This window comes from Micromonospora sp. NPDC050200, assembly GCF_040656135.1.
Lineage (GTDB): Bacteria > Actinomycetota > Actinomycetes > Mycobacteriales > Micromonosporaceae > Micromonospora.
The window spans coordinates 19,778-41,757 of the sequence record NZ_JBFALG010000013.1 but is presented as its reverse complement, the minus strand read 5'-3'; the positions used below and the strand labels follow the sequence as shown (position 1 = coordinate 41,757).

23 protein-coding genes are annotated in these 21,980 nt (G+C 73.5%); 8 read left to right on the top strand and 15 right to left on the bottom strand.

Going from position 1 to position 21,980, the window contains the following annotated elements:
- Positions 1-19: 19 nt before the first annotated feature.
- The 4 genes from AB0I41_RS11495 to AB0I41_RS11480 form a co-directional block, all read right to left on the bottom strand.
- Positions 20-493 carry a DUF3263 domain-containing protein gene (locus AB0I41_RS11495; protein WP_357105066.1) on the bottom strand — a complete coding sequence of 158 codons (474 nt, stop codon included), beginning with the start codon at positions 491-493 and terminating at the stop codon, positions 20-22.
- 128 nt (positions 494-621) lie between these two features.
- Positions 622-1,644 carry an ABC transporter permease subunit gene (locus AB0I41_RS11490; protein ID WP_357105063.1) on the bottom strand — a complete coding sequence of 341 codons (1,023 nt, stop codon included), beginning with the start codon at positions 1,642-1,644 and terminating at the stop codon, positions 622-624.
- Positions 1,641-2,651, bottom strand: coding sequence for an ATP-binding cassette domain-containing protein (locus AB0I41_RS11485; protein WP_357105060.1), 1,011 nt, complete (start codon positions 2,649-2,651; stop codon positions 1,641-1,643). The genes AB0I41_RS11490 and AB0I41_RS11485 overlap by 4 nt, the downstream gene beginning before the upstream one ends.
- A 122-nt stretch (positions 2,652-2,773) precedes the next feature.
- On the bottom strand, positions 2,774-3,559 hold the full coding sequence (locus tag AB0I41_RS11480; RefSeq protein WP_357105057.1) for a DeoR/GlpR family DNA-binding transcription regulator: 786 nt from the start codon (positions 3,557-3,559) through the stop codon (positions 2,774-2,776).
- Positions 3,560-3,753: 194 nt separating this feature from the next.
- On the opposite strand from AB0I41_RS11480, the gene AB0I41_RS11475 reads away from it, so the two are divergent.
- The 3 genes from AB0I41_RS11475 to nagA are packed head-to-tail and all read left to right on the top strand — an operon-like array spanning position 3,754 to position 6,721.
- A complete protein-coding gene (locus AB0I41_RS11475) occupies positions 3,754-4,683 on the top strand; it encodes a sugar isomerase (RefSeq protein ID WP_357105055.1) in 930 nt (309 codons plus the stop codon).
- Positions 4,680-5,609, top strand: a complete 930-nt coding sequence (locus AB0I41_RS11470; RefSeq protein WP_357105053.1) for an ROK family protein — start codon at positions 4,680-4,682, stop codon at positions 5,607-5,609. The genes AB0I41_RS11475 and AB0I41_RS11470 overlap by 4 nt, the downstream gene beginning before the upstream one ends.
- Positions 5,610-5,611: 2 nt before the next feature.
- On the top strand, positions 5,612-6,721 hold the full coding sequence (gene nagA / locus AB0I41_RS11465) for an N-acetylglucosamine-6-phosphate deacetylase (RefSeq protein WP_357105050.1): 1,110 nt from the start codon (positions 5,612-5,614) through the stop codon (positions 6,719-6,721).
- A 324-nt stretch (positions 6,722-7,045) separates the two neighbouring features.
- On the opposite strand, the gene AB0I41_RS11460 is transcribed toward nagA, so the two are convergent.
- Positions 7,046-8,311 (bottom strand): DUF4032 domain-containing protein, encoded by a 1,266-nt coding sequence (locus AB0I41_RS11460; protein ID WP_357105047.1) that lies wholly within the window; start codon positions 8,309-8,311, stop codon positions 7,046-7,048.
- Between the two features lie 56 nt (positions 8,312-8,367).
- Here AB0I41_RS11460 and AB0I41_RS11455 point away from each other — a divergent pair, with 56 nt between their 5' ends.
- Both AB0I41_RS11455 and AB0I41_RS11450 read left to right on the top strand, forming a co-directional pair.
- Positions 8,368-9,135, top strand: coding sequence for a phosphatase PAP2 family protein (locus tag AB0I41_RS11455; protein ID WP_357105045.1), 768 nt, complete (start codon positions 8,368-8,370; stop codon positions 9,133-9,135).
- 9 nt (positions 9,136-9,144) lie between these two features.
- On the top strand, positions 9,145-10,383 hold the full coding sequence (locus AB0I41_RS11450) for an APC family permease (RefSeq protein ID WP_357105043.1): 1,239 nt from the start codon (positions 9,145-9,147) through the stop codon (positions 10,381-10,383).
- Positions 10,384-10,429: 46 nt separating this feature from the next.
- Here AB0I41_RS11450 and AB0I41_RS11445 read toward each other — a convergent pair whose 3' ends face one another.
- Positions 10,430-12,217 (bottom strand): NAD-binding protein, encoded by a 1,788-nt coding sequence (locus AB0I41_RS11445; RefSeq protein ID WP_357105040.1) that lies wholly within the window; start codon positions 12,215-12,217, stop codon positions 10,430-10,432.
- A 510-nt stretch (positions 12,218-12,727) separates the two neighbouring features.
- On the opposite strand from AB0I41_RS11445, the gene AB0I41_RS11440 reads away from it, so the two are divergent.
- Positions 12,728-13,171: an HNH endonuclease gene (locus AB0I41_RS11440; protein WP_357105038.1), complete on the top strand. Its 444-nt coding sequence runs from the start codon at positions 12,728-12,730 to the stop codon at positions 13,169-13,171.
- A 95-nt stretch (positions 13,172-13,266) separates the two neighbouring features.
- On the opposite strand, the gene AB0I41_RS11435 is transcribed toward AB0I41_RS11440, so the two are convergent.
- Positions 13,267-13,887 (bottom strand): TetR/AcrR family transcriptional regulator C-terminal domain-containing protein, encoded by a 621-nt coding sequence (locus AB0I41_RS11435; RefSeq protein WP_357105035.1) that lies wholly within the window; start codon positions 13,885-13,887, stop codon positions 13,267-13,269.
- Between the two features lie 71 nt (positions 13,888-13,958).
- Here AB0I41_RS11435 and AB0I41_RS11430 point away from each other — a divergent pair, with 71 nt between their 5' ends.
- A complete protein-coding gene (locus tag AB0I41_RS11430; protein ID WP_357105032.1) occupies positions 13,959-14,552 on the top strand; it encodes a peroxiredoxin-like family protein in 594 nt (197 codons plus the stop codon).
- A gap of 222 nt (positions 14,553-14,774) precedes the next feature.
- Here the strand turns inward: AB0I41_RS11430 and AB0I41_RS11425 are convergent, their stop codons facing one another.
- Complete coding sequence (locus AB0I41_RS11425; protein ID WP_357105029.1) at positions 14,775-15,542, bottom strand: enoyl-CoA hydratase-related protein; 768 nt, start codon at positions 15,540-15,542, stop codon at positions 14,775-14,777.
- 115 nt (positions 15,543-15,657) lie between these two features.
- Positions 15,658-18,054 carry a M4 family metallopeptidase gene (locus tag AB0I41_RS11420; RefSeq protein ID WP_357105026.1) on the bottom strand — a complete coding sequence of 799 codons (2,397 nt, stop codon included), beginning with the start codon at positions 18,052-18,054 and terminating at the stop codon, positions 15,658-15,660.
- Between the two features lie 206 nt (positions 18,055-18,260).
- On the opposite strand from AB0I41_RS11420, the gene AB0I41_RS11415 reads away from it, so the two are divergent.
- The gene (locus AB0I41_RS11415) at positions 18,261-18,752 is read left to right on the top strand and encodes a hypothetical protein (RefSeq protein ID WP_357105023.1); all 492 of its coding nucleotides are present in this window, start codon (positions 18,261-18,263) and stop codon (positions 18,750-18,752) included.
- A 107-nt stretch (positions 18,753-18,859) separates the two neighbouring features.
- Here AB0I41_RS11415 and AB0I41_RS11410 read toward each other — a convergent pair whose 3' ends face one another.
- The 6 genes from AB0I41_RS11410 to AB0I41_RS11385 form a co-directional block, all read right to left on the bottom strand.
- On the bottom strand, positions 18,860-19,285 hold the full coding sequence (locus AB0I41_RS11410; RefSeq protein ID WP_357105021.1) for an ASCH domain-containing protein: 426 nt from the start codon (positions 19,283-19,285) through the stop codon (positions 18,860-18,862).
- 29 nt (positions 19,286-19,314) lie between these two features.
- Positions 19,315-19,929: a histidine phosphatase family protein gene (locus tag AB0I41_RS11405; protein ID WP_357105018.1), complete on the bottom strand. Its 615-nt coding sequence runs from the start codon at positions 19,927-19,929 to the stop codon at positions 19,315-19,317.
- 71 nt (positions 19,930-20,000) lie between these two features.
- A complete protein-coding gene (locus AB0I41_RS11400) occupies positions 20,001-20,228 on the bottom strand; it encodes a hypothetical protein (protein ID WP_357105015.1) in 228 nt (75 codons plus the stop codon).
- Positions 20,229-20,242: 14 nt separating this feature from the next.
- On the bottom strand, positions 20,243-20,662 hold the full coding sequence (locus AB0I41_RS11395; RefSeq protein ID WP_357105013.1) for a VOC family protein: 420 nt from the start codon (positions 20,660-20,662) through the stop codon (positions 20,243-20,245).
- Positions 20,663-20,697: 35 nt separating this feature from the next.
- Positions 20,698-21,102 (bottom strand): AraC family transcriptional regulator, encoded by a 405-nt coding sequence (locus AB0I41_RS11390; protein WP_357105010.1) that lies wholly within the window; start codon positions 21,100-21,102, stop codon positions 20,698-20,700.
- A gap of 378 nt (positions 21,103-21,480) precedes the next feature.
- On the bottom strand, positions 21,481-21,837 hold the full coding sequence (locus AB0I41_RS11385) for a hypothetical protein (RefSeq protein WP_357105007.1): 357 nt from the start codon (positions 21,835-21,837) through the stop codon (positions 21,481-21,483).
- Positions 21,838-21,980: the final 143 nt, after the last annotated feature.

Here is a 21,980-nt window from a genome sequence, read left to right as displayed (position 1 = left end):
TCACCCACGGTAGCGTTGATCAGCGCCGACGGTTGCGGGCCCGCGAGGAGCGCAGCCGGCGCAGCCGCCCGATCAGCACCGGCTCGGCGGCCAGCGCGGCGGGCCGGTCCAGCAGGGCGTTGAGCAGCTGGTAGTAGCGGGTGGCGGAGAGGCCGAAGGTGTCCCGGATGGCCTGCTCCTTGGCCCCGGCGTGCTTCCACCACTGCTGCTCGAAGGCGAGGATCCGCTGTTCGCGCTCGGTCAGGGTGTCCGCCGTGGCCGGGTCGGCCGGCGCGCGCTGCGCGGGCACCGGTTCGCCCGACGTACCCACGGGCGGCCCATCGGGCTCCGTCACGTCGGCGGGGACGGTCGCGGCGTCGACGGGCTCCGGGGCGTCCTCCACCGGCGGAGCGCCGCGCGGCGGAGGGACGACGGCGCCGGGCCGCTCGTCGGTGCTGGCCCGCCCGGGCGGCTCCGGCCGGTCGGTGGCGGCCGCGGACGCGTCGGCGGGCATGGTCGCTCCTCACTCAGCACGGCCGGCAACGGCTACGCCGACCGGGGGACCTCAGCGTAGCCAGGGCCGCTGCCCGACGCACCCGACGCCGCCGGGCCCCGCGCGGTGGCGCGGGACCCGGCCGGCGGTCAGGAGATGTCGCGCCGCCGCATCGTCCAGAAGGCCGCCCCGAGCATCAGGACCAACCCGACGACCAGCAGGGTCGACGAGTGCTGCCAGGTGATGTCGAGGGTCTCCGGCTTGCACTCCCCGAAGTACGAGGCGTTGTTGCAGGACTGCCAGTTCTCCAGGGTCACCTTCTTCTGCATCCAGGCCAACGCGTAGGTGGGCAGCAGCCACGCCTCCACGAACCGCACGTTGGCCATGCTGAGCAGGATGCCGACGCCGAACTGGCCCACCACCGCGAGCGCGATCGCCCCGCCGAGGGCCATCGCGGTGTGCCGGCCCAGCGAGGCCAGCGCGAAGCCGATCGCCGCGGCGGCCAGCACCAGCAGCAGGCCCCGCAGCCCGGTGAGCGCGAAGGACTGCCAGGCCCCGGCCGTCATCTTCGCGGTGGTGCCGCGCAAGGTGCCGACCAGCCAGAACCCGGCCGTCCAGACCACCGCCGAGGTCAGGGTCAGGGTGAGCAGGCCGGTCAGCAGCGCCGCCAACTTGGTCAGCAGTACGGTGAGCCGCTTCGGCCGCCAGAGCAGCAGGTTCATCATCCCGCCGGTGCTCCACTCGGCGCCGACGAAGGAGGCGCCGACGACGAACCCGACCAGCGCCAGGATCGCCGCGAACGGGATGAGAGTCGCCTCGAAGCTGGCCCGGAAGTCGAAGGTGGACGGGAGGAACCACTTCGCCTCGATCACGTCGCGGGGAGGTGGGCTGATCACCTCGCACTCCGGCGGGAACCGGCGGTCGGTGTTGGGCGTACCGGCCGCCTTGGCCTGCTCGCAGGCGGTCCGCTCCTGCTGGGCCCGGCGCACCTGCTCCTGGTACTGCTGCTCCGCCTGGCGCTCGGCGCGGGCCTGCTCGGCGGGACCGATCTTGTGATTGGTCAGGAAGACGCCGGCGAGCACGGCCAGCAGCACCAGCACCCCGGCCAGGGTCATCCAGCGGGTGAAGCGCCGCTTGATCAGCCGGCGCAGCTCCGTACGGTAGAGACTCATGCTCCCCAACCTCCTCCGGCGGTGCCGGCCTGCTCCGACCCACCGACCTTCGTGGACTGGTCGACCTGGCGGTGCTGACCGGGCACCGGCGCGGTGGCGGTCAGCTCCAGGAAGACGCTCTCCAGGTCCACCGCGACCGGGGCCAGTTCACTGACGTACAGGTGCTGCTCGGCGAGGAGCCGGCTCACCGAGGCGGGCTTGTCCACGCCGGCGAGCATCAGGTGGTCGGGGTGCCGGGTCACCGGCACGCCGGCCCGGTCGAGCAGGTCGGCGGCGGCGGCCAGGTCCTCGGCCGCCTCCAGCCGGACCCGGACCGCGCCGTGCGAGTGCGCCGCGAGCACCTGGTCGACCGGGCCGAAGGCGACCCGCCGGCCCAGCGAGATGATGGTGACCGAGTCGCAGATGAGCTGGATCTCGCCGAGGATGTGGCTGGAGAGCACCACGGTCATCCCGGATTCGGCGAGGGTGCGCATCAGGGTGCGCATCTCCCGGATGCCGCCGGGGTCGAGTCCGTTGGCCGGCTCGTCGAGGATCAGCAGCTTCGGGTTCTTGAGCAGGGCCGAGGCGACGGCGAGCCGCTGTTTCATGCCCAGCGAGTACGTCTTGACCCGCTCGCCGGCCCGGTCGCGCAGGCCGACCAGCTCCAGCACCTCGTCGACCCGGGCGACCGGCACCTCGCCGGCGCCGGCGAGCAGCGACAGGGTGTCCCGCGCGGAGAAGTGCGGGAAGAACTGCGGGCTCTCCACGATCGCGCCGACCTGACCGGCCACGGTGGGCAGCGCCGCGGGCACCTCGTGCCCGAGGATGGTCATCCGGCCGCCGTCGGGCCGGATGAGGCCGAGCAGGGTCCGCAGGGTGGTGGTCTTGCCCGACCCGTTCGGGCCGAGGAAGCCGTGCACCTGACCGGCCTCGACCCGCATGTCGAAGCCGTCCAGCGCGTTGCGGGTGCCCCGCCGGCGGCTCTTGTACGTCTTACGTAGGCCTTCGATCTCCAGGACAGCCGACAAGCTGCGCCTCCCCCGATTGGTGGCATTATGACAGCGGTCACCATACTCGGTATGCCCTGTTCGGCAATACCCGGTATGCATCGGGGCGCCGATCCGCTACCGACGGTGTACCAACGAGGGACTCAGGCGCAGATGACGGTGACCCCGGCGGCGCGGAACGCCTCCACCACCTCGGTCGGCGCGCCCGAGTCGGTCACCAGCGTCTCCACCCGGTCCACCGGGCAGATCCGGGCGAAGGCGTGCCCGCCCAACTTGGACGAGTCCGCGATGATCACCACGCGCTTGGCGCGGGCCACCATGAGGTTGTTCATCGCCGCCTCGCCCTCGTGGTGGGCGGCGGCGCCGAGCTGCGGGTCGACCGCGTCCACCCCGAGCAGGGCGACGTCCAGGGTGACCTCGCGCAGCAGCGCCCCACCCAGCGGGCCGACCAGCTCGAACGACTTCGGGCGCACCACCCCGCCGGCGACCACGACCTTCATCCGGGACCGGACCAGCAGCTCGTTGGCGATGTTCAGCGCATTGGTGACCACGGTCAGCTGGGCGCCCTCGGCGCTGGTGTTCAGGTCGGGACGGACGGCCAGGGCGCGGGCGACCTCGGTGCTGGTGGTGCCGCCGTTGAGGCCGACCACGGTGCCCGGGGAGACCAGGGCGGCGGCGGCCGCGCCGATCCGCTGCTTCTCGGCGGAGTGCTTGGCGGTCTTGTAGCGCAGCGGCAGGTCGTACGAGACGCCGTTGGCGACCGCGCCGCCCCGGGTACGCGTGATCATCTGCTGCTGGGCGAGCTGGTCGAAGTCACGCCGGATGGTGGCCTGCGAGACGTCCAGCCGCTCGGCCGCCTCCTCGACGCTGACCCGGCCGCTGTCGGTCAGCATCTCGAGCAGAGCGTTCCATCTGGCGTACCGGTCCACCGGGGGGCCTCCGTTGACTCTGCACGAACGGTGATTGATTGCGTGCACAGTAGTGCGCGAAACTGCGAGGGCGCAAAACCACCAGCTGCGCGATCTGGGAGCCGGTTGCCACGGCCACCCGGTTCGCGCAGAATAACGCGCGAAAGACGGCCGTAATGAGCCGTATTGCGCACCGCCCTGTGCGAGGAGTTCTCATGGCGTACGTCGACGCGGAGATCGCGAGCCAGCCCGACTGCTGGCGGGAGGCGGCACAGCTCGCCGGCACCGTCACCGCCGACCTCCCCCGCCCCGGTGAGCGGGTCGCCGTCGTCGGGTGCGGCACCTCCTGGTTCATGGCGATGGCGTACGCCGGCCTGCGCGAGCGTGCCGGCCACGGCGAGACCGACGCCTTCCAGGCCAGCGAGTTCCCCACCGGCCGCCGCTACGACCGGCTGATCGCGATCACCCGCTCCGGCACCACCACCGAGGTGCTCGACCTGCTCGCCGCGCTGCGCGGGCAGACCCCCACCACGGTCCTCGTCGGCGACCCCGCCTCCCCCGCCACCGGGCTGGCCGACGCGGCGGTGACCATGCCCTTCGCCGACGAGCGGTCGGTGGTGCAGACCCGCTTCGCCACCACCGCCCTGGCGCTGCTCCGCGCCCACCTCGGCGACAACGTCGAGGCGCTCGCCGCCGACGCGGAGGTGACCGTCCGGGCCCCGCTGCCGATCGACCCGGCCCGCATCGGGCAGGCCACCTTCCTCGGCCGGGGCTGGACGGTGGGGCTGGCGCAGGAGGCCGCGCTGAAGTGCCGCGAGGCGGCCACCTTCTGGGCCGAGGCGTACCCGGCGATGGACTACCGGCACGGCCCCATCTCGATCGCCGCCCCCGGCCGGCTGGTCTGGGCGTTCGGCGCGCTCCCCGACGGCCTGCCCGAGGACGTCGCGGCCACCGGCGCGGCCTTCGTGCACAGCCGCCACCACGGCTGCCACACCGTGCTGGGCAGTTGGGCGGCGGGGCGTACCCCGGTCGACCCGATGGCCGACCTGATCCTCGCCCAGCGTTTCGCGGTCGCCCTGGCCACCAGCCGCGGCCTCGACCCGGACGCGCCCCGACACCTGAGCCGTTCCGTGGTCCTCGCGTGACCGACGCCCCCGACGGTGCGCCGGTCGTCGTCGCGCTGGACGTCGGCGGCACCGGGATGAAGTGCGCGCTGGTCCGCCCGGACGGCGACGTGGTGCACGCCGAACGGCACCCCACCGGCGCGGAGCGCGGCCCGGCCGCCGTGCTGGACACCATCCTCGACGTGGCCGAGGGGCTGGCCGGCAAGGCCCGCGCCGACGGCCTCACCCCGATCGCCTGCGGCATCGGGGTGCCGGGGCTGGTGGACGAGTTCGCCGGGGTGGCGGTCTGGTCGTCCAACGTCGGCTTCCGGGACGTACCGCTGCGGGAGCTGGCCCGGACGCGGCTCGGACTGCCCACCGCGCTCGGCCACGACGTGCGCGTCGGCGGCCTCGCCGAGAGCCGGCTCGGCGCCGGCCGCGGGGTCGGGCATGTCCTCTTCGTCGCCGTCGGCACCGGCATCGCCGCCGCCCACGTGGTCGGCGGGTCGGCCGCCGCCGGGGCGCACGGCGCCGCCGGCGAGCTGGGCCACATCCAGGTACGCCCCGACGGACCGCGCTGCGGCTGCGGACGGCCCGGCTGCCTGGAGGCAATGGCCTCGGCCTCGGCCATCGGCCGCCGGTACACCGAACTTGCCGGCACGCCGCTGACCGCCGCCGAGGTGGCCGACCGGGCGGCGGCCGGTGAGGAGCTGGCCGGGCGGGTCTGGGGGGAGGCCGTCGAGGCGCTCGCCGACGGGCTCGCCACCGCCCAGGCGCTCTACGACGTGGAGACCATGGTGATCGGCGGCGGACTGGCCCGGGCCGGTACGCGGCTGTTCGACCCGCTGCGGGCGGCGCTGCGGGAACGGATCACCTTCCACCGGGAGCCGCGGCTGGTCCCGGCGGCCCTCGGCGACGAGGCGGGCTGCCTCGGCGCCGCCCTGCTCGCCCTCGACAGACTGGAGTAGTGATGGCCCTGCGGGTGACCGGCAAGGTGGTGACCCCGACCGGCGTGGTCCGGCAGGGGTGCGTGGAGATCAGCGGGGACCGGATCACCGCGGTCGCCGAGTACCCGGCGAAGCGGGACGGGCACTGGATCGTGCCCGGCTTCGTGGACATGCACACCCACGGCGGCGGCGGGCACACCTTCACCACCGGCGACGCCGACGCCGCCCGCGAGGCCGCCGCCTTCCACCTGCGGCACGGCACCACCACCCTGCTGGCCAGCCTGGTCAGCTCCCCGTTCGACCTGATGCGGGCCGCGACCGCCGCGTTCGCCCCGCTGGCGCGCGAGGGGGTGCTGGCCGGCGTCCACTTCGAGGGGCCGTACCTGTCGGCGGCGCGCTGCGGCGCGCAGAACCCGGAGTACCTCCGCGACCCCGCCACCGACGAACTGACCGAGCTGATCGAGCTGGGCGCGGGCGCGGTGCGGATGGTGACGCTGGCCCCGGAGCGGGCCGGCGCGCTGGACGCGATCAAGCTGCTCACCTCGCACGGCGTGGTCGCCGCGGTGGGCCACACCGACGCCACGTACGACGAGACCCGCTCCGCCGTGGCGGCGGGCGCGAGCGTCGGCACCCACCTGTTCAACGGCATGCGGCCGCTGCACCACCGCGAGCCCGGCCCGGTCGTCGCCCTGCTGGACGCCCCGAACGTGGTGTGCGAGCTGATCGCCGACGGCGTGCACCTGCACGACGGCATGCTCACCTTCGCCACCACGACCGCCGGCCCGGAGCGGGCCGCCCTGATCACCGACGCGATGGCCGCGGCCGGGATGCCCGACGGCGAGTACGAGCTGGGCGGCCAGGCGGTCACCGTGGCCGACGGGGTGGCCCGGCTCGCCCGCGACGGCTCGATCGCCGGCAGCACCCTGACCATGGACGCCGCGCTGCGGCACGCCGTCTCCGCCGGCATCCCGATCGCCGACGCGGCCCGCATGGTGGCCACCACCCCGGCCCGCGCGATCGGCCTCGGCGACCGGGTCGGCTCGCTCCAGGTCGGGCTCCGCGCCGACCTCGTCGTGCTCGACGACGAGCTGAACGTGGTCCGGGTGATGCGCGGCGGATCCTGGCTGGAGTGACGCCCTCGGCGCGGCGGCTCCTGGCCGGAGTGACGCCCCGGGCCTGGGGCGACATACCCCCTCGGCTCCCTTTGGAGCTGATGTCGTAGACGCATCACCCGCCGTCCCCCACGGAATGCACTCCCGTTCGCCGGTGTGGCGGCATCCCCTGACCCGGACACCGCCATACCGGCGAGACCGGGTGGATCAGGTGGCACACGGTCGCCGGCGCGAATCGTCTACGACGTCAGCTCCAAAGGACGCGGCACCACCCACACCCCCGGCCGAAGCCGCCGACCGCCCGGGCCGGAGCCGCCGAACCGGGCGGGCCGGGCCCGGTGGAGGTCAGCCTGCGGTGGGCACCTCGACGCCCAGCACGGCCTGCTCGTCGGGGCGGTGCACCAGCACGTCGGCCAGGTACGACTGCACCGCCGGGCCCATGCCGACGTCGCGGCCGGCCTGCTCGGAGAGCAGCCACTTGTGCTCGATGATCTGCGCGAAGAGTTCCTGCGGCTCCAGCTTGCGACGCAGGTGCGCCGGCACCGCCCGGACCACCGGCTCGAAGACCTCGGTCAGCCAGCGGTGGGCCGCCTGCTGCTCGTCGGTCAGGTCGCTCTCCACCCGGTAGGCGTCCAGGTCGTTGAGCAGCCGGCGGGCCTGGTTCTCCTCGGCGTCCAGGCCGGTCAGCCGGAGCAGCCGCCGGGTGTGGTAGCCGGCGTCGACCACCTTCGGGCGGACCAGGTACCGCCCGTTGTCGACCGTCGACATGGCCACCTCGGCGACGTCGAAGCCCATCTCGTTGAGGCGGCGGATACGCCGCTCGATGTCGTGCCGGGCCTCCCGCTCGACCTGCTGCTCGTAGGTGATCTCGTGCCAGAGCCGCTCGTAGCGCTGCACGACCTCCTCGCAGACCACCTCCGGGTCGATCGACTCGTGCAGCAGCCCGGCGGCCTGGAGGTCCAGCGCCTCGCCGAAGATGTTGACCCGGGCGATCTCCAGGTCCTCGCCGCGCTGGCCGTTCGAGAGCGAGTGGTGCAACGCCCCGGTCTCCGCGTCCACGAGATAGGCGGCGAACGCGCCCGCGTCCCGACGGAAGAGCGTGTTCGACAGCGAGCAGTCGCCCCAGAAGAACCCCGTCAGGTGCATCCGCACCAGCAGCGCGGCGAGCGCGTCGAGCAGCCGGCCCATCGTCTCCGGGCGCAGGGTGTGCGAGAAGAGCGCCCGGTACGGCAGCGAGAACTGCAGGTGCCGGGTGATCAGCACCGGGTCGAGCGGCTCACCGTCGTCGCTCTGCCGGTCGGCCACGATCGCGATCGCCTCCACCGACGGGAAGTCGATCCGCTCCAGCGCGCGGAGCAGGTCGTACTCCCGCTCGGCGACCCGCTCGCCGGTCTCCTTGACCGCGTACACGTAATCGCCGAGCCGGACGAACCGGACAATGTGCCGGGAGATGCCCTGCGGCAGCGCCACCAGGTGACGGGCAGGCCACTGCTCCAACGGCGTCGACCACGGGAGGTCGAGCAGCGCCGGGTCGACGAGGGCCGAAGTGATCCGCACGGGGACAAGTGTGCGGAGTGCCCCCGCCGAACGCTTCCCTTCGTGGCTCGGCACACAGCCACCACGGCCCGCGCCGGCCGGCCGCCGCCCGGGGCCGGTAGCGTGATCGCGTGCGGGAGACCACGACGGTACGCGGCGCGGCCCGGCCACGGCGGGTACGGCCCGCCGGCTGGTGGTGGGACGCGCTGCTGCTGGCCGGGCTGGTCGGGCTGACCGTGGCGCTCGCCACCGGCCACCTCTTCGCCGTCGACCGCGCGGTGGCCGACTGGGCCGCGGACCACCGGCCGGCGGCGGCGTACTGGGTGGCGCGGGTGTTCAACTACCTCGGCCAGGGCACTCCGTTGACGCTCCTCGCCGCCGGGCTGGGCGTGCTGCTGGCGGTCCGGCTGCGTTCGGTCCGCCCGGTGCTGCCCCCGGTGGCCGCCTTCGCGCTGACCTACCTGACCATCGGCCCGCTCAAGGTCTGGACCGCCCGCCCCGCCCCCAGCGCGAGCGTCAAGGAGCCGTTCCTGCCGCCCGAGCAGACCCTGCCGCTGTTCCAGCACGACCTGCCGGTCGGCTACGCACAGTCCTACCCGTCGGGCCACGTCGCCAACGCGATCGTCTGGTACGGCGTGCTGGCGCTGCTGATCGCGCCGCTGCTGCGCGGCTTCGGCCGTACCGTGCCGGGCTGGCTGGTCACCGTCGTCCGGGTGGCGCCGCCGCTGGTCGTACTGACCACCACCACCTACCTGGGCTGGCACTGGCTGACCGACTCGGTCGCCGGGCTGCTGCTCGGGCTGCTGCTGGACCGGCTGCTGCACCGGGTGCCGTGGGACGACCTGCCGCTTCCCGGCTGGTTGCGCGGTTGGGACCGTCCGTTCACCTCGGTCATCTAGCCTGCGCCGATGGAGCGACTGAGGCGACGGCTGGGCGTACCCGACGCGGTGGTGATCGGGCTGGGGTCGATGCTCGGCGCGGGCGTCTTCGTGGTCTTCGCCCCGGCTGCCGCCGCGGCGGGCGGCGGCGGGCTGCTGGTCGCGCTGGCGGTGGCCGGCTTCATCGCCTTCTGCAACGCGACCAGCTCGGCCCGGCTGGCCGCGCGCTACCCGGAGTCGGGCGGCACGTACGTCTACGGGCGGGAGCGGCTCAACCCGTTCGCCGGCTTCCTGGCCGGCTGGGGGTTCGTGGTCGGCAAGACGGCGAGCTGCGCGGCGATGGCGCTGACCATCGGGGCGTACCTCTGGCCGGGGCAGGCCCGGCTCGTCGCCGTCGCCGCCGTGGTCGCGGTGACCGCGGTGAACCTGCGCGGCATCGGCAAGACCGCCGCCACCACGAAGGTGCTGGTGGTGCTGGTGCTGGCCGTGCTGGCCCTGGTCGCGGTGGCCGGGCTGGCGGCCGGCGACGTCCGGCTCGACCGGCTCACCGAGTCCGGTGGGTCCGCCCGAGGGGTGCTCACCGCGGCCGGGCTGCTCTTCTTCGCCTTCGCCGGGTACGCCCGGATCGCCACCCTCGGCGAGGAGGTACGCGACCCGGAGCGGACCATCCCCCGGGCGGTGCCGCTGGCCCTCGGCGTGGTGCTGGCGGTCTACCTGCTCATCGCCGTCGTCGCGGTCGGCGTGCTCGGGGCCGACCGGCTGGCCGGATCCGCCGCGCCCCTGGTCGACGTGGTGACCGCCGCCGGACTGCCCGGCCTCGCCTGGGTGGTCCGGGCCGGGGCGACCGTCGCGGTGACCGGGGTGCTGCTCTCCCTGGTCGCCGGGGTCGGCCGGACCCTGCTGGCGATGGCCCGCCGCCGGGACGTGCCCGGCGCCCTGGCCGCGGTGCACCCCGTCCACCGGGTGCCGCACCGCGCGGAGCTGGCGGTGGCCGCCGTGGTGATCGTGGTGGTCGCGCTCGGCGACGTGCGCGGCGCGATCGGCTTCTCCAGCTGCACGGTGCTGGTCTACTACGCCATCGCCAACGCGTCGGCGCTCACTCTCGGCCGCGACCCGGCCCGGAAGCTGCCGGTACAGGCGCTGGCCGTGGCGGGGCTCGTCGGCTGCCTGGTGCTCGCGGTCAGCCTGCCCCCGGCCAGCGCGCTCGCCGGCTTCGGCGTGCTCGCCCTCGGCGCCGCCTGGTACGCCGTCCGCCACCGCCCCCGGTGACCGTGACCAGTTCGTGGAGAAGCCAGCAACCGGGCGGTGAAGTCGGTCATTCCTCCGGCCCTCGGGGCTCGGGCACGCCGTCCGGCCCCGGGGGCAACGGCGGCGGGGTGGTCTCGCGCAGCAGCGCGCTCAGCCCGGCCCGCCGGGCCACCACGGTCAGCCGGTCCCCCGCGTTGATCACCATGCGCGGGTCCGCGGACCAGTCCGTCCGCTGCCCGGCCCGGGTGTGCGCGAGCAGGCGCACCTCGCCCGGGCGGGCCACGGCGGCCAGCGGCCGGCCGTCCAGCGGCGCGCCGGCCACCACCGGCACCTCCACCACCAGCAGCGCGTGCCGGTCGACCGGAATGGTGGCGATGACCGCCCGGTCCAGCAGCGCCGCCGCGAACGCGGGCGCGGCCAGATACGACACGCTGCGCGAGATGCCGATGTCGAACGCCTGCTGGATCCGCTCGGCGAAGTCGCCGTCGAAGAGCCGCAGCACCACCCGCAGTTCGGCGTTGAGCGCCCGGGCGTTGAGCGCGGCGCGCAGGTTGGCACCGTCGTCGGTGGAGACCACCACCAGCGCCTGGCAGGTCTCCACGGAGGCGGAGCGCAGGGTCTCCTCCCGGGCCGCGTCCCCGACGATCAGCGGTACGCCCAGCCGGCGGGCCAGCGACGCGCCGCGCGCCTCGGCCGTCCGGTCGATCGCCACCACCTCCACGCCGAAGTCGCGCAGCTGGGCCATCACCCGGGTGCCGATGTTGCCCAGCCCCACCACCACGACGTGCCCGGTGCGGTCCGGCTGGATCCGGCCGTCGTGCAGGGCGAGCCGGGCGTTGACGATGCCGTCCACCACCACAGCGGTGATCAGCGGGATCAGCGCCAGCCCGGCGAGGTTGAGCACCACCTGCATGATCTGCGCGGCGGCCGGCTTGGTGACGTCCGGGTCCTGGCCGGTGAGCGTGGTGACCAGCGTCAGGTAGAGCGCCTCGGTCCAGCTCACGTCGACCGCGCGGGCGTTCAGCCAGCCGAGCACCGCGATCACCGCCAGCAGCACGATCACCGCGATCCCGATCTTGCGGGTGGCGAAGCTGCGGACCGCCCGCAGCAGCACCGCGAGCGGTTGCCGCCGGCGTCGGGCCCGGACCAGCCGGCGGGCGGCCAGCTCGGTGCCGGCCGGCTGGCCGGTCGCCTCGGCGAGCACCACGTCGGCCGCCGGCTCGTCGGCCGGCAGCACGCGGACCAGGGCCGGGTCCGTGGTGACGGCCAGCCCGCAGACGACGTCGCCGGGGCGGACATCCTCGCGGCGGGCCACGTAGAGGGTGCGCCCGGCGTGCCGGAAGTGCGTGGGAGCGACCTCACCGAGAGCGGCGGCCACGAACGCCGGGGCGGCGATCGAGGCGTCGGAGAGCACCGCCGAGTCGGGGAAGAGCTCACGCAGGCCGTTGGCCAGGCTGGTGTTGAACATGCGTACCACCAGGCGCAGCCGGGGCTCGACCTCCTGCGCGCAGAGCGCGGCGTGCATGTTGCCCACGTCGTCCTGGTGCAGCAGGGCCAACCCGTCCGCCCCGGCCAGGCCGGCCCGGCGGAAGGTGGTCTCGTCGAGCCGGTCGGCCCGGACCACCTGGATGCCGTCCACGTCGCGGCCGTCCGGCCCCTCGGAGCGGCGGCGCTCGGGCACGACCAGGGTGATGCGTACCCGGCCGTGCGCCAGCTCGGTGGCGAGCAGCGCCTTGACCACCCAGTAGGCGAGCGGGTCGTTGCCGCAGACCACGTAGTGCGGCCGCGTCTCGCCGTTGACCCGTAACCGCCAGCCGGTCGCGCGGCGCGCGCGATCGCGCAGGGGTTCCGCCATGACCGGATCGTAGTCAGCCGGTCGCACCCGGCGCAGCCCCGCCGATCATGAGCGCATGCCGGCCCGCACGGCGGGGACGTCCCGCCGACCTGGAGTACGTCTGGCCCGCCTCGGACCGCGAACGGCGCTGTCTGCCGCCGTCGGACGGCTGACCGGGCCCCCGTCCGCACCCACCTGCCCCTCGCCACCGCCCCGTCCGCCGGCCGCGCCGGCCGGCAACAACACCCGGGACGGGTGGGGAGCGGATCGAAATACGTTGCCCCCTCTCCCTCGCCGACCTACCGTGATCGCGCAAGGTCAGCCGCCGGATCGGGAGTTCAGCATGACGAACGCGCACGTCACCCGCGTGCCGTCGACGCTGTCCGCCGACGGCTGCCGAGCCGAAGGTCCCCGGGACGGGAGGCCCGACTGACGCGTGCGCGCACGCGTTCCAGCCGCCCGTCCCCAGCCGGACCGGGCGGCTTTTCGCTGCCCGGCCCGGTCCGCCGCCGATCGTGAAGGGAGAGCCCGGTGGACGCCGTCCTCGTCATCAACGCCGACCTCGGCCCGCTGCACCGGGTCACCGTCCAGCACGCGATCCGGATGCTGTGCCGCCGGGTCGCCGAGATCCACGAGGCCGAGCCGGACCAGGTGATCGGGGTCTTCCCGGTCCCCCGGGTGGTCCGCCTCGTCCGGTACGTGGTCACCCGCTGGCGGTTCCACGCCGGACCGGCCTGGTCCCGGGCCGGCGTGCTGCGCCGCGACGCCCGCTGCTGCGCCTACTGCGGGGGCCCGGCCAGCACCATCGACCACATCCTGCCCCGCTCACGCGGCGGCCGGAACGCCTGGAAGAACACCACCGCCGCCTGCTACGCCTGCAACCAGCGCAAGGGCGACCGGACGCCGGCCGAGGCGGGCATGCCGCTGCGCCGCGAGCCGGTGACGCCGAGCTGGGCCGCGTTCGCCGGGCGGTGACCGGCCGGCCGGCGGGCACAGGGGGCCGCGTCGGGGGTACGCCTCCGGCGCGGCGCCCGCCGGTCCTCTCCGCCGGCCGGGCGGAGTCGCCCCGGTCAGTCCGGGTCGACGGCCAGGCCGCGCAGCAGCACGTCGAGCCCGCCGCCGAACTCCTCGTCCGGCCCCACCCGGCGGGCGTCGGCGGCGGTGGCGGCCAGGTGCGGGAACTCCCCCACCGGCAGGGCCGCCATGGTGGTGGTGCCCGGCCCCGAGAGCGGGCCGAGGTGTTCCAACTGGATCGCACCGACGGCGTACGCGAGCAGGGCGCGCAGCGCGACCACCCGGCGGGTGCCGACGAAGCCCGCCTCGGCGAGGACGCCGAGCACGCCCTCGGTCCAGCGCAACACGGTCGGTGACCGGTGCCGGTGGACGGGGAGCAACGGGACCACGGCGGGATGCCGGCCCACCGCGAGCCGCATCCGCCGGACCATCACACCGACCCGGTCCGGCCAGCTCCCGTCCGCCGCAGGGGCGGTGTCGACGGTGGACAGGACCTCCTCCACGACCAGCGCCTCCAGCTCGTCGCGGTCGGCGACGTACCGGTAGAGGGCCATCGGGCTGGTGCCGAGTTCCGCGGCGACGGCGCGCATGGTGAGTGCGGGAAGCCCGTCGCGGTCGATGACGGCGAGTGCCGCCGAGGCGAGCTGGGCGGGGGTGAGCGAGCGGGGGCGAGGCATGGCCTTGACAGCGTACAGCGTAAGCCTAACCCCGTAAGAGTACGTCGTACGCCTACGGCAGGGAGGCAGCCGTGCCCCGTTCCTTCGCCCCCGGTTCGACCGTGTCCGCTCGCCGGCTCACCCCGGTCGGCGGGCCGCCGGTCGACGTCCCCGACGCCGCACGCCTGGTCCATCTCCAGTTCCGCCGGTTCGCCGGCTGCCCGGTCTGCCACCTGCACCTGCGGTCGATCGTCCGCCGGCACGCCGAGATCGAGGCGGCGGGCGTCCGCGAGGTGGTGGTGTTCCACTCCCCCGCCGCCGAGCTGCGGGAGCACACCGACGACCTGCCCTTCGCGGTGGTCGCCGACCCGGACCGGGGGCTCTACCGCGAGTTCGGTGTCGAGCCGTCGGTGCGCTCGCTACTCGACCCGCGTGCCTGGCCACCCATCCTGCGTGCGGTGCTGCGCAGCTCGTGGGCCGTCCTGTCGGGGCGGGAACGCCCGCCGGCGGCCGTCCCGCACGGCGGACGGTTCGGGCTGCCCGCCGACTTCCTGATCGCGCCCGACGGCCGCGTGCTGGCCAGCAGATACGGCGAGCACGTCTACGACCAGTGGTCGGTCGACGAGCTGCTGACGCTGGCCACCAAGGCGTCATCGGCCGCGCCGACTCCTCACGCCGGCCGCTGACGGGCCCCGAACAGGCCCCATCGGAGGATCGGCTGGCGGACCAGACCCGTTTGTGGGCATGGGCCCGCCGGTGATCCGTCTACGTCATCAGGTCCACAGCGTCCGACGGGGACCCGCCGGTGCCGGCCGACTCGCCCAACCCGCGGGACGCGCAGCCACGCGCGGCCCGCGCCGCCGGTCCGGCACGGCGTACACCTGGATCAGCGCGGGTGAACGCGGCGGTCAGGGACGGTCGGACGGCGACCAGGCGAAGTTCGGCGCGCGGCGCTCGCGATGGGCCGCGACGCCCTCGCGGGCCTCGCCGCTGTCCCGCACCTTCCGGTGCCACCAGGCGATCCGTGCCGGCCCGGCCCGGTCGTCCACGATCTCCTTGGCGGCGGCGACGCTGAGCTGCGAGCGCTGCGCGATGGCGGTGGTGATCGTCTCCACCCGGGCGGCGAGGTCGTCGACCACCTCGTCCACCAGGCCGACCCGCAGCGCCCGCTCGGCGTCGATCAGCTCGGCGGTGAAGAGCAGGAACTTCGCGGTGCCAGGGCCGACCAGCCGGGTCAGCCGGCGGGTGGTCGGGGCCGGGTAGACCAGCCCGAGCCGGGCCGGCGGTACGCCGAAGCGGGCGTCCCGGGCGGCGACGCGCAGGTCGCAGGCGACGGCGAGCTGGCAGCCGCCGCCGACGCAGGGCCCCTCGACGGCGGCGACGGTCGGCTTGGCGAAGGTGGCCAGTCGCTCCTCGGCGACGACCGCGATGCTGTGGTCGCCGGCGTCCAGCAACTCGTCCAGGTCACCCAGGTCGGCGCCGGCGCAGAAGGCGCCGCCCGCGCCGGTGAGCACCAGGGCACGCACCACGGGGTCGGCCTCCAGCCCGTCGAGCAGCACCGGCAGTTGCCGCCACATGTCCGGCGTCATCGCGTTTCGCCGGGCCGGGTTCCGGATCGTCACCGTCGCCACCGCGCCGGTCACCTCGACGGTCAGCTCCGCCTCCGACACCGCCACCACCCCTTCCCCCGCCGGCCGGCACCCACCGAACCCGGTCCGGCGACCATAACGGCGCGGGCCCGACGACCACCCGCGAGGGGTGGCCGCCGGGCCCGCCGACGATGAGGTCAGGTCAGGAGACGTTGACCGCGGTGTCGTCGACCACGAAGGACGTCTGGAGCGAGGCGTCCTCGGTGCCGGTGAACTTCAGGGTGACGGTCTGGCCGGCGTACGAGGCCAGCGAGAACGACTTCTGCGAGTACCCGGTGGCCTTGTTCAGGTTCGAGTAGGTCGCCAGGGTCGCCAGCACCGTCCCGGAGGAGTTGAGCACCTGCACCTTGAAGGTGTCGTACGCGATGCTGGTGGTGGTCTCCGCCGAGTCGACGTGCAGCCAGAAGCTGAAGTTGTACGACGTGCACCCGGCCGGCAGGCTCACCGCCTGGGAGAGCGTGTCGGTGTGGGTGATGCCGTAGCCGTCCATCCAGGCGTTCCAGGTGCCACCGTGGGTCGGCTGGCCGCTGCCGCCGTACTGGCCGATGACGCCGGAGGTGGACGACCAGACCGTGTTACCGGACTCGAAGCCGGGGTTGCCGAGCTTCTGGCCGGGGCTGGTGCAGCCGCCGCCGGTGCCGTTGACGGTCAGCGTGTAGGGCGCCGTCCGGTTCACCGAGCCGGCACCGGTGACGGTGATCGTGTAGGTGCCGGCCGGGGTGCTGGTCGAGGTGGAGATGGTGAGGGTCGACGAGCCGCCCGAGGTGACCGAGGTCGGGTTGAACGTGGCGGACGCCCCGGTCGGCAGGCCGGACGCGGAGAACGTCACGGTCTGCGCGGTGCCACCGGTGGTGGCGGTGGAGACGGTGGTGGAGACCTGGCCGCCCGCGGTCACCGAGCCGGAGGTCGGGGAGAGCGAGACGGAGAAGTCGTTACCGGTCGAGCAGGGCGCGTCGTTGCCGGAGACGGCAACCGCGGTCCACGCCGCCTGGACGGCCTTGTACTCGGTGGAGCAGGTGCCGTACAGGTCGGTCGCCGCGCGGAGGCTGTACGCCCGGGCGGTGTTCGACGGGGTGGTGGTGTTGACGTACGAGGTGTTCGACGTGAAGTACACGTCCAGGGCGCGGAACCAGATCTTCTCGGCCTTGGCGCGGCCGATGCCGACCACCGCCGGGGCGGAGCCGCAGACCGGCGAGGTGCCGTACGCGGTGGAGCCGGTGCCCTCGGCCAGGTTGAAGAAGAAGTGGTTGCCCGGGCCGGAGGAGTAGTGCACGTCGACGTTCTTGGTCGAGGTGGACCAGCAGGTGTGCGAGCCGCCGTCCAGGCCGGGGTTGTACATGTAGCGCAGCGGGGTGCCGTTGCCGTTGATGTTGATCTTCTCGCCGATGTCGTAGTCGCCCGGGTCGCTCGGCGCGGCGGCGTAGAACTCGACCATGGTGCCGAAGATGTCGCTGGTGGCCTCGTTGAGGCCGCCGGACTCGCCGGAGTAGGTCAGGCCGCCGGGCACCACGTTCTCGGTGACGCCGTGGCTCATCTCGTGGCCGGCCACGTCGAGGGAGACCAGCGGGCGGGAGTTGCTCGAGCCGTCGCCGTACGTCATCCGGGAACCGTCCCAGAAGGCGTTGACGTAGTTGCTGCCGTAGTGCACCCGGCTCGGCACGCCGGCGCCGTTGCCGAAGATGCCGTTGCGGGCGTGCACGTTCTTGAAGTAGTCGAACGTCTTGGCGGCGCCGAAGTGCGCGTCGACCGCGGCGGACCGCCGGTCGGAGTTCGTGCCGTTGCCCCAGGTGTTGCTGGTGTTGGTGAACGTCGTGCAGGTCGACGTGCCCTGGTTCATGTCGCAGGTGGAGCCGTTGCCGTGCGACGGGTCGATCATCTGGTACGTGCTGCCGGAGAGCGTGGTGTCGATGCTGACCGTGCCGGAGTAGATGCTGTTGCCGGTGCCGGCGACCATCTCGATCTCGTCGTACGAGCCGATCACCTTGCCGCCGAGCGCGTCGGTGATGACGTGGAGGCGGGAGGGGGTCTGGCCATCGGTGTGCCAACCGGCGAGCACGGTCTCGTAGGCGAGGCGCCCCTTGCCGGAGCTGGCGTCGACGAAGAGCTCGGGCGTGCCCACCGTCTCGAGCTTGCCGGCGAACGCCTTGCGGGCGGACGCCTTGACGGAGGTCAGCGTGACCTTGGCGGCGGTGCCGAGGGTGAGCGGCGCGGCCAGGCCGACCGAAGAGCCGGCGTAGCCGCCGGTGGGCGTCGTGTGGATGACGAAGTCGCCGCCGTAGACGCGGAGGCCCTTGTAGGTACGGGTGTAGCGGGTGTGCGACGCCCCGTTGGCGTCCACCTTCGTGCTGACAGCCTGGTAGGACTCTCCGCTGACGCCCTGGACGGCGCCGGGGTTGCTGCGGAGCAGGCTCTCAGCACGAGCTGCGGGTGAGGTGTTCGGGGCGGGGGCGCTGGGGGCTGCCTGCGCTGCGGTGGCGACGCAGGTCAGCATGCCACTGGTGAGCAGCACTGCGCTGACAGCGGCGAGGGATCTTTTCACGTGCCCTCCTGATGAGGAAGTTGTGACGGGGGTAGTCACGCATGTAGATATAGCGATACACCGGGAGAAAGAAAAGAGGGGAAGCGCTTCCAGCGTGCGACACTGGCCGAACGGGGGAGGCGGCCCTGGTGATGGAACCCGGCGGCGACACTGCACGTCCGATCGGCATGAGATCATCCGCCCTGGCCATTGTCAAGATCGTAACTGTGGCCGGCCTGCTGACCGGCTGCTCAGCAACCGACTCCGGTTCACCTGCGTCGACGCCGAGCACCCCCACCGCCGGTGCCGCCACCGTCACCCCGGGCAGCAGCGCACAGGGCACCGCCACGCCGGGCACCACCGCCACCGGCGCCACCACCGCGACCGCCTCCCGGGTGGTGCTGACCCGCACCGGCGGCTTCGCGGGCCGCGCGGACACGGTGACCGTGGAACCGGACGGCCGATGGACGGCGACCGACGTTGCCGGGGCGACCCGGACGGGTCAGCTCGCTCCGGGCGAACTCGACCGGCTGCACGCGCTGGCGGGCACTGTGACGATGAGCGGCGGCGCCGCCGACACCGGCTCCTGCGCGGACGCCTTCACCTTCCGGGTGGCGGTGGGCACGAACACCGCCGAGTGGACCGACTGCGGTCCGCAGCCACCGGCCGCCGCGTCCGCCGTGGCCGACCTCCTGATCAGCGCCACCGCCCTGGGCTGACGGCCGGACCACCAGCCGGCCGTTTCCACCAGCGCCGGATGCCCGAGCAGCTACGAGCGATGTCGTTCGGACGCAGCCGTGATCGGGCCGCGTCGAACGACGGACCGTCAGAACCGGCGGAGCAGCCGGAACCGTACGGCCACCGCGAGGGTGTCGTCGTCCACGGTGAAATCCGGGTCGCCGAGCCAGCCCAGGTAGTCCGGGCCGTGCCAGTACGCCTCGTGCCCGACGCGCCAGGCGGCGACCGAGTCGTACCCCTCGCCCTCGTCCCGCGCGTGGTCGAGGTCGACCTCGCCGAGCCGGACGACGCGTACCTCGGTCAGCTCGATCACCGCGACCGGGCGGTCCGCGGAGTCGACCACGACGGAACGGTCGCCGACCACCGGCAGCGGCTCGCCGTCGCGCTCGTAGTCCTGGAACAGGCCGGTGGTGGAGGTCTTCGCGCCGGAGAGGACGGCGGCGACGAGCTGGTCGCGCAGCGGCCCCGGGAAGGCGAACTCGGTCTTCGGCAGATCGGGCGGCGGTGTCGTCATCCGGCGACCGTAGCCGGCACCGCGCGCGGTCACACCCGATAATCCGTGGGCAGCCCGGTGCCGCGCAGCTCGGGCGGCAGGTGGGCCACGTCGTTGAAGGCGATCAGGCTGGGCGGCCCGGCCGAGCTGTAGCGGATCACGGTCAGCCCGGCGTTGTGGTGGTTGAGCCCCAGCCAGCGCCGCTCCGGGGCGTCCAGGGCGTGCCGGACCAGCCAGGCGATCAGGAAGTTGTGCGTGATCACCAGCTCACGGACGTCACCGTCGGCCGGGGCGGTGGCGAACCGCGTGACGGCCTCCGCCACCAGTCGCGGCCCGTCGGCCCGCTCGCGCGCCGAGAAGCCGGCCAGAAAGCTCGCGTACGCCGCGGGCAGGCCGGCCGGCTCCGTGTCGTGCGGGAGGTGGTCGCCGGCCAGCTCGGTCGCGTACACCGGCACTCCCCGCAGTGACCCGGCGACCAGCTCGGCGGTCTCGACGGCCCGGCGCAACGGTCCGTGATGGACGGCGCGCAACGGTACGGCCCGCAACCGCCGGCCGAGCAGCGCGGCCTGACGGCGGCCCCGCTCGGAGAGCCCCACCTCGGGCGACTCGACCTCCGGGCGGTCCTGCTCGGCGTGCCGGGCCAGGTAGAGCAGTCGGGTGGCCATCGTCGTCTCCTCGTGCGGCCGGAAGGCGCGATGCTAACCCGCGCCTTCCGGCCGCCGACGCCCGACCGCGTTCAGCGAGGCGACCGCCGCGACGCCCCGGCGAACGTCCCGCTGACCCAGGCCCAGCCGACGGTCACCGCCAGACCGAAGGCCACCATGGCCACCGGGCCGGGCCGGACGATCAGCGAGCCCCAGGCGACCGCGAAGACCGGGCCGGCGAGGACACCGCCGGCCAGCAGGGCCCGGTCCCGGCCGACGGCGGCCGGTCGGACGGCGGGGAAGGAGATCGCGTCGGTCACTGGGTCCGCTCCCCTCAGGCCCGGGGGAACATCTGGCCGATACGGATCCGGTTGCCGAACGGGTCCCGGATGCCGAAGTCGATCCCGTACGGACGCTCGGTCGGCTCGTCGGTGATGTCGACGCCCTTGGCCACCAGGTCCTCGTACGCCTTGCGGGCGTCGTCGGTGGTAATGCTGATCCAGCCGCCGATCGCGCCCTTGGTGAGCAGCTCACGGACCTGCTCGGCGGTGGCCGGGTCCAGCGCCGGCGGGCCGGGCTTCTCCAGCAGGATCTCGCGCTCCGGGTCGCCGGGCACGTTCACCGTGAGCCAGCGCATGAAGCCGAGGTCCTGGTCGGTGTTGACCTCGAAGCCGAGCTTGCCGACGTAGAAGTCGAGGGCCTCGTCCTGGTCGAGGACGTAGATCTGGGAGCGGGTGATCGCGTTCATCGTCATGCCCATCACGCTAGGGGGCGGGCATGACCTGCTGCTTATCCAAAACTGCTGGGTCTGGTCCAGGCCTTGGTGAAGCAGCTCGGCACGTTCGCGGCGGCGGCCGAGCGGCGCCTGCGGAAGTCGCTGGGCGACTCGCCGACGATCTGGCGGAACGTCCGGCTGAACGACCCGAGGCTGCTGAAGCCGACCGCGAAGCAGATGTCGGTGACGTCCCGGTCACTCTCGATCAGCATCGACATCGCCCGTTCCACCCGCCGCCGTTGCAGGTAGCGGTGCGGGGTCTCGCCGAACGTGGCGCGGAAGGTCCGGATGAAATGGGCCTCGGAGACGAGCGCTATCCGGGCCAGCGCCGGGATGTCCAGCGGCTCGGCGTACGCCCGGTCCATGGCGTCCCGGGCGCGCAGCATCGCCCGGTTCGACTCCTCCACCGCACGACTCATCGGCCCCCGCCCGTCGTCCCCGTCGTCAGCGCCAGGTTATCCCCGTCGACCGCCACCGGGGCCCCCTCCCCGGCGGCGATGCAACCCTTTCGATCGACCCAACGCGACCGCCTCCGCCAGCACCCCCGAGTCCTCGTCGGAGAGAAACACCGACTCGGACATCGTCACGACCATCAGCGAATACTGGGACCCGCGCGGGCTGAGCGCCGTGGTCGAGGTGCGGGACGGCGCGGAGACGGCGGTCGACATCGGCCTGCTGCCGCAGTCCTGACCGCCGGGGCCGGGCCATCTGCTGATCTTGGAAGCACCGCCGAGGGCCCCCGGTTCACCCCGGGGGCCCTTGCTCATGGCCGCGCCGGGGTCGACTTGTTCTGGCTGCTACGGATGGTCGATGGAAGTCGCCTGCGACCAACGCACCCTCCAGAGGCCACCGTCCCGCTCGCGGCGATAGCAGTCGAGATGCCAGCACTCCAGCAGCCCCGCCTCTTGTCCTCGGACCGCGATGTCGATGAGTGATGGGTAGCGCAGAACGGCCAGGTTGCCGTCCACCATCACGTCGATGTCCGACACCGCCTCGAAGCGGCGGTAGTGGATGCCGTCGCCGCTGCCGACATTCAGCATGGCCAGGTACCACCGAAATGTCTGCACAAGGTCGACCGGCCCGCCGAATCCGTCGCGATACCAGCAGGCCACCGCGAACATGCTGGCCTTGTCGCCGGCCTCGGCGCTCCGCACGTACCACCGCAACGCCTCCTCGTCGAGGTCGGCCGGTCACCCAGCCGTGCGTACGCCTCAGTGACCCCGGCCTCGGCGGCCTGGCGCAGCACGGTCGGCAGTCTCCCGGATAGTCCCCGTCGCCGAACTGTTCAAGGCCTGCC